A 13,379-nucleotide genomic window follows, 5' to 3' on the forward strand; every position below is an offset into this window, starting at 1 on the left:
TTCAGCAGGTCGATGCCGAGCGCGTCGCCGGCGGCCTTGTAGTTGAAGTTCCAGGAGAGCTGGATGGGGCCCCGCCCGTAGTAGGCGGCCTGGCCCGCGGGGCAGCCGTACGGCTGGCTCCAGTCGCAGTAGTGCGGGTAGTTGGCCGTGTTCTGCTCCACCACATAGACCAGACCGCCGGTCTCGTGGCTGACGTTGGCCAGGAACGCCGCGGCTTCCCGCTTCTTCGTGGCGTCGTCGCCGGTGTTCGCGAAGCCGGGGTAGGCGCTCAGGGCCGCGGTGAGCCCGCTGTAGGTGTAGAAACCGTTCCGGTTCGGGAACATCTGGTTGAACTGCGCCTCGGAGACGACGAAACGCGCGTTGGGGGTGTCCGACCCGCTGTCGCAGGCGTACGGCTCCCAGTACCAGGTGCTGATGACCGGGTCGTAACCCGGGTTGGCGTGTTCGGCGATGTAGGCCTTGCCGTCGGTGTAGCGGACGATGTCACCGGCGTTGTAGGACCTGCCGGCCACCCAGTCGGGATAGCTGGAACACGTCGCGGCAGCGGCGTTCGTCGCCGGGAGCAGCACCGGGGCGGCGGCGGCGAGGGCGAGGACGGCCAGAGCGGCGGAGACGGGGCGTCTCGACACGAAATCAACTCCTTTGCGGATCACGGCCGCTCTGCGGAGCAGGACACAGTGGGGCCCCGCTCCGTACGCATCGGTGGACCGGGCGCGAGGGGGGGCGGCCGTGGTGGGGGGCTGTGGAGGCACACTCAACCGTATTGGTCTGTACCAGTCAAGTGTCCGGCCATTCAGGCACAGACCGGTTGCGGAAGCGCATGTCCCGTGAAAAGAGGGCGAGTTGACGATGCGGCAGCGGCCGGGCATCGCGCCGATTCCGCGGGCTTCCGGGCCGACGCGACCGCCGCCCGCGAGTCCGCAGGCCATCACGAGACCGCGCGCGCCCTGCCGACCTGGCACGGCTGCCGGCGGCCGGCGCCACACCCCGGCACACCCCCGAGGGGGCTGGGAAACCGGGCGCAACGAGCTCCCCTGTCATGTCATGATCCTGACGGTGCGCCGGAGCTGCCGGCGCGTCAGTGCGTTCCCACACCCTGGGGGTAGCCATGTCACTGTTCTCCGCCGGACGCCTGGTACGTCTCAGATCCGGCGCCGCCGTCTCGGTGGCGGCCGGTCTGCTGACCGCCGGCCTCGCCGCGCCGGCGTTCGCCGACGACGATCCGCCGCAGACCGACCAGTTATGGATCAACGGGCCGTACAAGCAGTCGCTGCCGCTCGCCACCGGCGGCGGCCGGCCGCAGTCCCGCACCCTCGGCCTCGGCCTCTACCACGACAACCGGAACTTCACGGTGACCGACGGCAGACTCGCCGTCGACGTCTCCGGCCTCGCAGGGGTCGCCGAGGTGACCTGGCCGGACAACTGCACTCCGAGCGGCACGCACGCGGTCTGCGACATCCCCGTGGTGCCCGCGATCGGAAGCGACTACGCGGACCAGGTGTTCCTGACGGTGCGCGCGGCCGACGGCGCCCGCGCCGGCGCGCAGGGCAGGATCACCTACGAGGCGACGGCCACCGGCGGCCCCGACGGCACGCTCACCGCGCCGCACGAGAGTTTCGACACCACGCTCACCGTCGGCGCCGGGCCCGACCTCGTCATCGCCCCCATCGCCGACTTCGAGGACGGCCAGCCCGGCGACCAGCGGACGATCCCGTTCAAGGTCACCAACGAGGGCAACCAGAGCGCGAACGGGTTCACCGTCAAGCTGTACGCCTCGTACGGCCTGACGGATCTGACCCGGTACGACGCCTGCACCTACACCACGACGAACGGCGGCGACGACGCACCGTCGAACAAGGCGGTCTGCACCTTCGACCAGGTCCTGGCGCCGGGCGACTCCTTCGAGCTGCCCGAGCCGCTGACGGTGCGACTCGCCCCGCACGCGCTGAAGGAGCGGCTCGACATCGACGTCGAGCCGGGCGGCGGCGCCCAGGACCTCGACTCCGAGAACGACTACGCGGCCGTCCAGATCGGCGCGGACAACACAGCGGACTTCTCCGTGACCGGTGACGCGATCTCCGGCGCGGCCGGCGAGACGGCCACGGCCGAGCTCACGTTCGAGAACAACGGCCCGGGCTGGACCGGCAACCTCGGCTCCGGCGACCCGGTCGCCGAGGTCCGGCTGATCGTGCCCCGGGGCACCACCGTCACCGGAGTGCCGTCCGGCTGCTACCCGCGCACCCTCGACGGCGGCTACTACCCGAGGCAGAAGGGCGCCCCGCGCTACGACTGCGACATGCCGTACTGGGTCCTGGAGAACACCCGGCGCACCTTCGCCTTCTCCGTGCGCGTCGACACCGTCGTCGCCGGCGCGACCGGCGCCGTGAGCATCCACCCCCCGTACGGCGAGTTCGGCCAGTACCCCTTCGGCTTCGACCCCGACCTCACGAACAACACGGCGGTCCTGACCGTCAACTGACCCGCCTCCGGTGCGGAGCAGCCGTTCCAGCGGCTGCTCCGCACCGCGTGTCACAGGGCGAACGCCGCCGACCCGGCTCAGCCGGCCCGGACGGGGTGGGTCCGTAGGCGAGGCGCCGGGTCATGAGGCTGATGGCAGCCACATAGCCATCCCCCCAACTATGGTGCTCCACCACATGTGCCGCTGACCTGCACTCTTCCTACCGTGTGCCGACACGTACCCGTCCCCACCGCACACGAGGAAGTGGCGCACATGGCCTCCGGAACCACCGCTCCCCCACCCCCCGCCAGCCTCCCCAGAATCGTCGCCGCCAGCCTCATCGGCACCACCGTCGAGTGGTACGACTTCTTCCTCTACGGCTCCGCGGCCGCGCTGGTGTTCAACAAGCTGTTCTTCCCGGACTCGGATCCGCTCGTCGGGACGCTGCTGTCGTTCCTGACCTACGCCGTGGGGTTCGCGGCCCGCCCCCTGGGGGCGCTCGTGTTCGGGCACTACGGTGACCGGCTGGGGCGGAAGAGACTGCTGGTGCTGAGTCTCGTGCTGATGGGCGGGGCGACGTTCGCCATCGGGCTGCTGCCCACCCACGCGACCATCGGGTCCGCCGCGCCCGTGCTGCTCACCGCGCTGCGGCTGGTGCAGGGCTTCGCGCTCGGCGGTGAGTGGGGCGGTGCCGTGCTGCTGGTGTCGGAGCACGGTGACGCCGGCCGGCGCGGCTTCTGGGCGTCGTGGCCGCAGACCGGTGCGCCGGCCGGGCAGTTGCTGGCGACCGGTGTGCTGTCGCTGCTGACCGCCGTTCTGTCCGACGACGCCTTCGGCAGCTGGGGCTGGCGGATCCCGTTCCTGCTCTCCGGTCTGCTGGTGCTCGTCGGTCTGTGGATCCGGCTGTCCGTCGACGAGTCGCCCGTCTTCCAGGACGCGCTGCGGCGGGCCGAGGCCCGGCGGGAGGCCGGGAGGGAAGCCGGGAGGGAAGCCGGGAGGGAGAAGCTGCCGCTCGTCTCCGTGCTGCGGCACCACTGGCGGGACGTGCTCGTGGCGATGGGCGCCCGCATGGCGGAGAACATCAGCTACTACGTCATCACCGCGTTCATCCTCGTGTACGCCACCACCTCGGCCGGTGTCTCCCGGCAGAGCGCGCTCAACGCCGTGCTCATCGGCTCCGCCGTGCACTTCGCGGTCATCCCGGCCTGGGGCGCGCTGTCGGACCGGGTCGGACGCCGGCCCGTCTACCTGTTCGGCGCGGCCGGTGCGGGGCTGTGGATGTTCCCGTTCTTCACGCTCGTGGACACGGGGTCGTTCGGCTCCCTGGTCCTGGCCGTGACCGTGGGACTCGTGCTGCACGGCGCCATGTACGCGCCCCAGGCCGCGTTCTTCGCCGAGATGTTCGCCACCCGGATGCGGTACTCCGGCGCTTCCATCGGCGCCCAGTTCGCTTCGGTCGCGGCCGGTGCGCCCGCCCCGCTCATCGCCACGGCGCTGCTCTCGGACTACGGCAGCTCCACCCCGATCGCCCTGTACGTGATCGCCGCCGCCGTGCTCACCCTGGTCGCGGTGGGCCTCGCGCGGGAGACACGGCACCGGGATCTCGCCCGCGTCGAGGACGGCAACGGAGACGGGGGGCCGAGCGGGACGGCTGCGGCCGCGAAGGCGCGGACCGTCTGACCGGCGCCCAGCGCGCCGTCTGCGCCGACCGGTCCCTGTGGGGGGGGCCGGTCAGTGCCGTCCGGGCGCGGCCAGGCAGCGCAGCCGCAGCGCCAGTTGTATCTCCAGGGCGCGGGCGGGGGTCTGCCAGTCCGCGCCGAGCAGGCGGCCCACGCGCTCCAGGCGCTGCGCGACCGTGTTCACGTGGACGTGGAGCGCCTCCTTGGTGCGGGCCGGGCTCATCCCGCCGGCGAAGTACGCGTCCAGGGTCCGCAGCAGTTCCGTGCCGCGCCGCTCGTCGTAGGCCACGACCGGTCCGATGGTGCGCTCGACGAACCCGGTGATGTCCCGTTCTCCCGCGAGGAGCAGGCCGAGGAAGCCGAAGTCCTCGGCCGCCGCGCCGTCCCCGGCCCGGCCCAGCAGGTGCAGCGCGTCCAGGCAGCGGCGGCCCTCGGCGTAGGCGGCGGCCACGGTCTCGGGGCGCGCGGCGATGCCGGCGACGGGCGGGGAGGCGCCGACGGTGACGGGCTGGTGGACGGCGGTGCCCAGGTGACGGGCGGTGCGGCGGGCCAGGTCCGTGGCGGTGTCGCCGGCGTCGAGCGGCAGCAGCAGGACGGTGCCGCCGTCCCGGGCGGCGGCCAGGCCGTGCCGGGTGGCGGCGAGGTGGGACGCGGCGGACCTCAGCCGGCGGCGGGCCGCGGCCTCCTCGTCGGCGTCCGCGGCCGGGCCGCCGAGGCGGGCGGCGAGGACGACGTGGGTGGCGTCCAGGTCCGCGTCGAGGCGTCCGGCGCGCTCGCGCAGCAGACGCGGATCCCGGTCGCGCGCGTCGAGCAGGTCGTCCAGCAGTTCGCCGCGCACGCGTCGTTCGGCCTCGGCGGCGGAGCGGCGGGCCAGCAGGAGCAGGGAGGTGACCATGGCCGCGCGCTCCAGGGTGCGCTGGTCGACGGGGTCGAGGCGGGGGTGGCCGCGCAGGACCAGCGCGCCGAGGAGTTCGCCGCCCGTGGTCACGGCGGCGATCCAGTCGCCGTCGTGCCGCACGGCGTGGCCCGCCGCGCGTGACGCCTCCAGTGCCCCGGCCGGTGCCGCGGCGGCGTCGGTGAACCGGACATCGCCTTCGAGGACCTCGGAGACGGCCGCGGCCACGTCGTGGACCCCGCCGCCGCGCAGGACGAGTTCGGCGAGCCGGTCGTGCACGTCGGAGGCGCGCTCGATGACGGCGCTGCGGTCCCGGATGATCTCGTTGGCGCGCTCCAGCCCGGCCAGCGCCGAGCGGGTCTCGGTGAGCAGGTTGGCGGTGTCGATGGCGGCGGCCGCGAGCGCGGCGAAGGAGCCGAGCAGGGCGATCTGCGCCCGTTCGAAGACCCTCGCGCGCCGGTCCGCCGCGAAGAGGACGCCGATGACGTGCGGGCCGTGCATCAGGGGGACGCCGAGGATGGCGACCAGGCCCTCGTCGCGGACGGCGGCGTCGATGGAGAGGGTGTGCCGGAACCGGTCGTCCCGGAAGTAGTCGTCGGTGACGTAGGGCCGGGCGGTCTGGGCGACGAGTCCGCCGAGCCCCTCTCCCATGCCGAGCCGCAGCTGCTGGAAACGGGCGGAGACGGAGCCCTCCGTGACCCGCATGTAGGTGTCGCCGCGTGCCGGGTCGTTGAGGCTGAGGTAGGCGGCGTCCGTGCCGAGCAGGGAGCGGGCGCGCTGCACGATCGCCCTCAGGACGGCGTCCAGGTCGCGCAGTCCGGCGAGGTCGTGGGCGGTCTCGAAGAGCGCGGACAGCTCCGCCTCGCGCCGCCGGCGTCCCTCCAGTTCCGCCCGCACGCGCAGGGCGAGCAGCCTCGCCTCCTCCAGCGCGGCGATCCGCTCGGCCGGCCGGCCCTCGGCCCGGGCCAGCAGCACGGGCCGCTCGTAGGCCTCCGCGGAGGCGTCGCGGGCGAGCAGTTCGAGGTACGGGGCCTCGGCGCTGCCGAGGGGTGCCGGCTGCAGGTGATCACGGGACATGGTCACAGGGTGCCGTATCGGACGCCCGGCCCGGCAGCCCTGTGGACAACCGCCCGGGCCGGGGCCGCCGGACCGTTCAGTGGGCCGTCCATCCGCCGTCCAGGACGAGCGAGGCGCCGGTGACGAAGGATGCCTGCGGACTGCACAGATAGGCCACGGCCTCGGCGACCTCCTCCGGTTCGATGAGCCGCCGCAGGGCGCTGTCCTTGAGCAGGACCTCGGCCAGCACCCGCTCCTCGGGGATGCCGTGCGCCTGCGCCTGGTCGGCGATCTGCTTCTCGACCAGTGGCGTGCGCACATAGGCGGGGTTCACACAGTTGGAGGTCACGCCGTGGGCGGCGCCTTCCAGCGCGGCCGTCTTGGACAGCCCTTCGAGTCCGTGTTTGGCGGCCACATAGGCGGACTTGAAGGCCGAGGCGCGCAGGCCGTGGACGGAGGACACATTGACGATCCGGCCCCAGCCCTGCGCGTACATGTGCGGCAGGGCGCCCCGGATGAGGCGGAACGGCGCCTCCAGCATCACGGTCAGCACCGTGTGGAACACCTCGGGCGGGAACTCCTCGATGGGGCGCACGAGTTGCAGTCCGGCGTTGTTGACCAGCACATCGGTGCCCGCGGCGGCGCGTTCGGCGGCGTCCAGGTCGGTGAGGTCCACGACCCGCGGTACGACCGCTCCCGCGAGGCCGTCGGTGCGCTCCGCCTGCCGGACCAGCTCGGCCAGGCCGGCCGCGTCCCGGTCGACGGCGCGCACCTCGGCCCCGGCGGCGGCGAGCCGCAGGGCGCAGGCGCGGCCGATGCCGCCGGCGGCGCCGGTGACGAGGGCGGTGCGGCCGGCGAGGTCGAGGGTGGGGGGCTGGGACCGGGGGGCCGGTCCGGGCAGGGGGGTGGGCGAGGTCATACGCCGACCCTAGGCGGGACCCTACGGTCACCACATATGGCGACCGCCCATACTTCAGCCGACAGTCGTAGGCTCAAACCATGTGGGTGCCTCCGACATGGCCTGTTTGATGCGGAAGGTGGCGAACTCGTGCAGGTCGGGCAGCGCGTCCAGCGCGAACCAGCCGACCTCGAGCGACTCGTCGTCGTTGACCCGGGCCTCGCCGCCGACCGCCCGGCAGCGGAAGGTGATGTCCATGTACTGGCAGACGTCGCCGTTGTCGTAGGTGACCGGCTCCAGGGCCTGGACCAGGACGATCCGCTCGGCGACGCAGTGCACCGCCGTCTCCTCGAAGACCTCGCGCACGGCGCAGGCCGCGGGCTGCTCACCCGGATCGGGGATGCCGCCGATCACCGCCCATGTGCCCGTGTCGGACCGCCGGCCGAGCAGCACACGGCCCTCGTCGTCGAACACGATGGCGGTGACTCCGGGGAGCCAGAGCAGTTGCCGGCCGGCGGTGGCCCGGAGCGTGCGGATGAAGTCGGGAGTAGCCATGATCCGACCCTAGCGGGGCCGCTCCCTGGTCACCGGCCGCCGCAGGGGGCGTACGGCGGTTGCACGGCTACGCGTCACCGGCGCGCCGGGCGCGCAGCCCCGTCCCGGCCGCCCAGCCGATCCCGCCCGCGGCGACCAGCACCAGGGCGATCTCGGGGAGGACGCCCAGCTCGGTGGCGGGGGTGGTGGAGGTGCGCAGCGGCACCTTCTGGACGAGGTGGGCGGGGACGAACATGCCCGTCCTCCGGGTGATCCTCCCGTCCGGCATGATGATCGCGCTGACGCCGCTGGTCACCGGAACGGCCACGGTGCGGCTGTGCTCCACGGCGCGGATGCGGGACATGGCGAGCTGCTGGTAGGTCATCTCGCTGCGGTCGAAGGTGGCGTTGTTGCTGGGCACGGAGATCATCTCCGCGCCGTGCGTCACCGTGTCCCGCACGGCCCAGTCGAAGGCGGCCTCGTAACAGGTGGCGAGGCCCACCTTGGCGCCGTGGATGTCGAACACGCCCGGCTTGCCGCCGCGGCTGAAGTCCTGGCGGACCATGCTGGTCCAGTTCTCGTTGATCGCGCCGATCAGGGAGCGCAGCGGGAGGTACTCGCCGAAGGGCTGCACCTGCCGCTTGTCGTAGGTCTGCGTCGGCCCCTCGACCGGGTCCCAGAGGATCTGCTCGTTGAGCAGCCTGCCGTCCTTCTCGACCACCCCGCCGACGGAGACGGGCACGCCGACGGCCCGGGCCGCCTCCTCGATGACGGCGGCGGCGTCGGGGTACTCGAAGGGGTCGATGTCGGACGAGTTCTCCGGCCACAGGACGTAGTCGGGCCGGGGGACCCTGCCCGCCTCGACGTCGGCGGCGAGCTTGCGGGTCTCCCGCGCGTGGTAGTCGAGCACGGCCCGCCGCTGGGCGTTGAACTCAAGCCCGGACCGCGGCACGTTGCCCTGGACGACCGCCACGGTCGCGGTGCCGTCCTCGGCCGCGTCGCTCACCAGCGCGCGGGCGGCGAGCGCGCCGGCCACCGGGACGGCGACGCTCAGCAGCGCGGCGGTCGCGGCGGCGCGCCGCACGGACCGGGTCCGGCGCCGCTCGGCGATCAGCCGGCCCGCCTCGCACAGGCCGAATCCGCACAGGACGACCGCGAAGCCGAGCACCGGGGTGCCGCCCACCGCGGCGAGCGGCAGGAAGACGCCGTCCGCCTGGCCGAACGCGATCTTGCCCCAGGGGAAGCCCCGGAAAGGCACGCGCGCGCGTACCGCCTCTCCCGCGATCCAGACCGCGGCGGCCCACACCGGCCAGGCCGGCAGCCGGGAGACGGCGGCGACACCCGCGCCCACCAGGGCGATGAACACCGCCTCGATGACCACCAGGGCCAGCCAGGGCCCCGGACCGACCTCCACACCGGTCCACACCAGCAACGGGAGCAGGAAGCCCAGGCCGAAGAGGTAACCGAGGCCGAGGGCCGCCTTCGCGCTCCGGCCGCGCAGCACCCAGCCGAAGCCGGCGAACGCGGGCAGGGCCAGCCACCACAGCGTGCGCGGCGGGAAGCTGACGTAGAGCAGCAGTCCGCAGAACGCGGAGGCGGCGGCCGGGGCCAGGCGCAGCAGCCGTCCGGCGCGCCCGCCCGGGGCGGGATGCGGCTCGGCCCGGTCCGGCTGGCCCACGGAAGTTGCGGTGACGGTCACCCGGGTGAGTGTACGGCGGCCGGCGCGGCCGCCGACAGCGCGGCCCGGCGGCGGTGCGGGCGGTCGCCGCTGGTGGGCGCGGTCCTCGCGCGCCGACCGCGGTCACCGGCGGGCCCTCGGGATCCGTCAGCGGTCCTGCCCCGGTGTGCTCGTCCGGAGGCGGGCCCTGATGACCCGTACGGCCGACTCCGCGTTGTCCACGGTGATCGTGAAGGTGTGGCCGTCCCACAGGCGCAGCACGATGCCCTCGCCGCGGCGTACGACGACCGCGGTGCCCTTCTCGGGGCGCCAGCGGTACCCCCAGCCGCCCCAGTGCCGGGGGGTGACGTGGGCGGTGAAGTCGGCGTCGGCCACGTGGGAGAGGGGGATGCGGCGGCGGGGCAGGCCGATGTGGCCGCAGCGCACTTCGAGGGACTCCTTGTCGAGCGTGAGGTCGACGTGCACGAAGGCGAGCGTGCCGAAGAGGACCAGCAGGCCGGCCGCGATGCAGCCCACGACGGACATCACCAGCGGGGCGGTGCCGGAGGTCCAGGCGGCGGAGTCGACGGCCAGCTCGACGCCGAGGGCCGTGCAGGCGGCGCCGGCCAGCGCCGGCAGCCACTGCAGCCGGTTGGTGGCGCGTCCCGTCCAGACGTCGGGGTGCGGGCCGTCGCCGGCACGGGGGTCGGCGTGGGGGTGCTCCCTCATGTCTATGAGGTTACCCAGGTTTCGGTGCGCCGGTAGGGCGTAGCACAGGGTGACCGGCCCGGCCCGCTGCGGGCCGGGCGGGCCGGGCGCCGGTCAGCGCACGGGGCTGACGGCCCGCAGGAAGCGGCCTTCCGCGTAGGACAGCGCGGTGTCCGGGAGCGTCGACTCGCGGCCGCTCAGCAGCACCGTGAGGGTGGTGTCGGCGACCGCGTCGGGAGCCGGTTCGGCGCCGATCCGGCGCAGGGCCTGGGCGGCCACCGCGCCGGCGGAGCCGTGCAGCTCCAGGGGCGGGCGGCCGGGCTGCTGGACGGCCGCCCGGATGCGCTCGGCGACCAGCTCGTAGTTGGTGCAGCCCAGGACGAGCGTCGTCACGTCGTCCGGGGTGCGGGCGGCGGCGGAGGCGATCGCGGCGTCGACCGCCGCCTCGTCGGCGTGGTGCACCGCGTCCGCCAGGCCGGGGCAGGCCACCTCGGTGACGGTCGCTTTCGCCGCGAACCGCTCGATCAGCCCGCGCTGGTAGGCGCTTCCCGTGGTGGCCGGGGTCGCCCAGATCGCGACGTGCCCGCCGCCGGCGGCGGCCGGCTTGATCGCCGGGACGGTGCCGATGACCGGGATGCCGGGCTCGAGGCGGGCCCGCAGCGCCGGCAGGGAGTGCACCGACGCCGTGTTGCACGCGACGATCAGGACGTCGGGCCGGTGCGCGGCGGCGGCCTCGGCGACGTCGAGCGCCCGCTGCGTGATGTCCTCCGGGGTGCGCGGTCCCCACGGCATTCCGTCCGGGTCCCACGACAGCACGAGATCCGCGTCGGGCCGCAGTCGACGTACCGCGGCGGCGGCGGGGAGCAGGCCGATTCCGGAGTCCATGAGCGCGATCTTCACCCGGTCACGATAGACGATGGGCCTTCGGCAGCCGGTCCGGTGGGGCAGACTGCGGCCGTGAGCGCCTTCCTGTGGATCACCGTCGTCTCCCTGGCCGCGTGGTGCTGGCTGCTGCTGGGGCAGGGCTTCTTCTGGCGCACGGACGTCCGGCTGCCGCGGCGCCGGGAACCGGAGGTGTGGCCGTCGGTCTGTGTGGTCGTGCCCGCCCGGGACGAGGCCGCGGTGCTGCCCGACAGTCTGCCGTCGCTGCTGGCGCAGGAGTATCCGGGGCGGGCCGAGGTCTTCCTGGTGGACGACGGGAGCACGGACGGCACCGCGCGGACCGCCCGCGAGCTGTCCCAGCGGCACGGCGGGCTGCCGCTCACCGTGGGGTCGCCGGGCGAGCCGCCGGCGGGCTGGACGGGCAAGCTGTGGGCGGTGCGGTACGGCATCGGGCTGGCACGCGCGCGGGAACCGGAGTTCCTGCTGCTGACGGACGCGGACATCGCGCACGCGCCCGACAGTCTGCGCGAGCTGGTCGCGGCGGCCCTGAGCGGCGGGTTCGACGTGGTGTCGCAGATGGCGCGGCTGCGGGTGGAGAGCGTGTGGGAGCGGCTCGTGGTCCCGGCGTTCGTCTACTTCTTCGCGCAGCTGTACCCGTTCCGGTGGATCGGCCGGCGGGGCGGGCGCACGGCCGCGGCGGCGGGCGGCTGCGTGCTGCTGCGGGCCGACACGGCGGCCGAGGCGGGCATCCCGGACGCGATCCGGCACGCGGTCATCGACGACGTGGCGCTGGCGCGGGCCGTGAAGCGCGCCGGTGGCCGGGTGTGGCTGGGGCTGGCCGACCGGGTGGACAGCGTGCGCCCCTATCCGCGGCTGCCCGACCTGTGGCGGATGGTCTCGCGCAGCGCCTACGCCCAGCTGCGGCACAGCCCGCTGCTCCTGCTCGGTACGGTCGCCGGGCTCGTCCTGGTGTATCTGGTGCCGCCGGTCGCGGTGGCCGCGGGCGTGGTGGCCGGCGGTGCGGCGACGGCGGCGGCCGGTGCGCTCGCGTGGGCGGTGATGGCGGGGACGTACGTGCCGATGCTGCGGTACTACCGGCAGCCGCTGTGGCTGGCTCCGCTGCTGCCGTTCACCGCCCTCCTCTATCTGCTGATGACGGTCGACTCCGCCGTGCGGCACCACCGCGGGCGCGGGGCCGCCTGGAAGGGCCGTACCTACGCCCGCCCGGACGCCGTGCCCGACGAGGGCTGAGCCCGCTCACTTGCGGCCGGGGGTCCAGTCCATGCCCCAGCCGTAGGCGCGGTCCAGGGTCCGCTGCGGGCTGACGCCGCGGTCGGGGACCAGGTACCGCGCCTCACGCTGGACGAGGAGGTCCCCGCCGGTGCGGGTGATCAGCGCGAGCGCGCACACCGGGGACGGGACCGTGCACTCGTCCAGGAGGAACTCGACGGGTGCGCCGTGCTGCGGGTGGAGGGTGACGGTGGCGTTCAGGCCGGCGAAGGAACGGGCGCCTTCGTAGACGGTGACGAAGACGAGGATGCGCCGGAAGTCCTGCCGGTGGTCGAGGTTGACGGTGAGGTTCTCGCCGCTCGCCGTGGCTCCGGTGCGGTCGTCGCCGTCGAGGTGGATGTACGGCGGCCGGTGGAGCGAGCCGAAGGCGTTGCCGAGGGCCTGTACGACTCCCTTGCGGCCGTCGGTGAGTTCGTACAGGGCGCCGAGGTCGAGGTCGACGTTTGCGCCGCCGCCCCACCGGCGGCGGCCGGGGGACTGTCCGCGCATCTGCCAGTCGAGGTGCACGCGCAGCGCTCCGGACGTGCCGCCCTGCTTGGCCAGCGAGACGGAAGGGGCCGCCTTCGTGAGGGTGACCTTGGACAGGCGGACCGGCTGGGCGGCCGGTGCGGGAGGGGCCGCGGGCGGCGGCGCGGCCGCGGGTGCGGGGGCGGTCACGGGGGGCGCCGGCGCGGCCGGCGGGGTCGTCGCCGCGGGGGGTGCGGCGTGCTGCGGTTCGTCCACGGTGATGCCGAAGTCCGTCGCCAGGCCGTGGAGTCCGCTGCTGTAGCCCTGTCCGACGGCCCGGAACCGCCAGCCGCCCGCACGGCGGTAGAGCTCGCCGAGCACGAAGGCGGTCTCGACGGTGGCGCCGGGGCTGTCGAAGCGGGCCACCACCTGCCCGGAGGCGGCGTCGGTGACCTCGATGCAGAGGCCGGGGACCTGTCCGAACGCGCCTCCGTCGGCGGAGGCGGCGAGCACGATCCGCTCGACGGCGCCCTCGACGCGCGCGAGATCGACGCAAAGGGTGTCGGTGACGTGTCCGCCGGAGGTCCGCTTGCCCTCGTGGCGGACCGCGCCCGAGGGGTGGGCGGGCTGGTTGTAGAAGACGAAGTCCCCGTCGGACCGGACCTTTCCGGCGGCGAGCAGCAGCGCGGAGGCGTCGGCGTCCGGCACTCCGGGCGCGGTGCGCCAGCCCAGTGCGACGCGCAGGGCCGTGGTGGGCACCGGTGCGTTGGCGCCCTTCGGCATCGACATGTCCGCCCCCTCGTAGGTCGGCTTGCGGTGTCACCCGGCGGTCCCGGCCTTCCCTGCCCGCACCACCCCGTCACGGGCGGGACGAG

General features: G+C 74.1%; 11 protein-coding genes. 3 read left to right on the top strand and 8 right to left on the bottom strand.

Annotation, left to right across the window (positions count from 1 at the left end; translation table 11 throughout):
- On the bottom strand, window positions 1-629 hold a 629-nt coding region (locus ABZ261_RS08565), incomplete at its 3' end, for a glycoside hydrolase family 19 protein (protein ID WP_356856712.1).
- Window positions 630-1,108: 479 nt separating this feature from the next.
- Between ABZ261_RS08565 and ABZ261_RS08570 the strand changes: the two genes are divergently transcribed.
- On the top strand, window positions 1,109-2,479 hold the full coding sequence (locus ABZ261_RS08570; RefSeq protein WP_356856714.1) for a CARDB domain-containing protein: 1,371 nt from the start codon (window positions 1,109-1,111) through the stop codon (window positions 2,477-2,479).
- 252 nt (window positions 2,480-2,731) lie between these two features.
- The gene (locus ABZ261_RS08575) at window positions 2,732-4,138 is read left to right on the top strand and encodes an MFS transporter (RefSeq protein WP_356856716.1); all 1,407 of its coding nucleotides are present in this window, start codon (window positions 2,732-2,734) and stop codon (window positions 4,136-4,138) included.
- 51 nt (window positions 4,139-4,189) lie between these two features.
- Here ABZ261_RS08575 and ABZ261_RS08580 read toward each other — a convergent pair whose 3' ends face one another.
- The 6 genes from ABZ261_RS08580 to ABZ261_RS08605 all read right to left on the bottom strand — a co-directional run bounded on the left by ABZ261_RS08580 (window position 4,190) and on the right by ABZ261_RS08605 (window position 10,785).
- Window positions 4,190-6,109 (bottom strand): GAF domain-containing protein, encoded by a 1,920-nt coding sequence (locus tag ABZ261_RS08580; RefSeq protein ID WP_356856718.1) that lies wholly within the window; start codon window positions 6,107-6,109, stop codon window positions 4,190-4,192.
- A 76-nt stretch (window positions 6,110-6,185) separates the two neighbouring features.
- Window positions 6,186-7,007 carry a 3-hydroxybutyrate dehydrogenase gene (locus ABZ261_RS08585; protein WP_356856720.1) on the bottom strand — a complete coding sequence of 274 codons (822 nt, stop codon included), beginning with the start codon at window positions 7,005-7,007 and terminating at the stop codon, window positions 6,186-6,188.
- A 54-nt stretch (window positions 7,008-7,061) separates the two neighbouring features.
- A complete protein-coding gene (locus ABZ261_RS08590; protein WP_356856722.1) occupies window positions 7,062-7,541 on the bottom strand; it encodes an NUDIX domain-containing protein in 480 nt (159 codons plus the stop codon).
- A gap of 67 nt (window positions 7,542-7,608) precedes the next feature.
- Complete coding sequence (lnt, locus tag ABZ261_RS08595) at window positions 7,609-9,219, bottom strand: apolipoprotein N-acyltransferase (RefSeq protein WP_356856724.1); 1,611 nt, start codon at window positions 9,217-9,219, stop codon at window positions 7,609-7,611.
- Window positions 9,220-9,345: 126 nt separating this feature from the next.
- Window positions 9,346-9,906, bottom strand: coding sequence for a hypothetical protein (locus ABZ261_RS08600; RefSeq protein ID WP_356856726.1), 561 nt, complete (start codon window positions 9,904-9,906; stop codon window positions 9,346-9,348).
- Window positions 9,907-9,999: 93 nt separating this feature from the next.
- Window positions 10,000-10,785, bottom strand: coding sequence for an aspartate/glutamate racemase family protein (locus tag ABZ261_RS08605; RefSeq protein ID WP_356856728.1), 786 nt, complete (start codon window positions 10,783-10,785; stop codon window positions 10,000-10,002).
- A gap of 39 nt (window positions 10,786-10,824) precedes the next feature.
- Between ABZ261_RS08605 and ABZ261_RS08610 the strand changes: the two genes are divergently transcribed.
- On the top strand, window positions 10,825-12,018 hold the full coding sequence (locus tag ABZ261_RS08610) for a glycosyltransferase (RefSeq protein ID WP_356856729.1): 1,194 nt from the start codon (window positions 10,825-10,827) through the stop codon (window positions 12,016-12,018).
- A gap of 6 nt (window positions 12,019-12,024) precedes the next feature.
- On the opposite strand, the gene ABZ261_RS08615 is transcribed toward ABZ261_RS08610, so the two are convergent.
- The gene (locus ABZ261_RS08615; protein WP_356857224.1) at window positions 12,025-13,287 is read right to left on the bottom strand and encodes a TerD family protein; all 1,263 of its coding nucleotides are present in this window, start codon (window positions 13,285-13,287) and stop codon (window positions 12,025-12,027) included.
- Window positions 13,288-13,379: the final 92 nt, after the last annotated feature.

Source organism: Streptomyces sp. NPDC006193 (genome assembly GCF_040613915.1).
Taxonomy (GTDB): Bacteria; Actinomycetota; Actinomycetes; order Streptomycetales; family Streptomycetaceae; genus Streptomyces.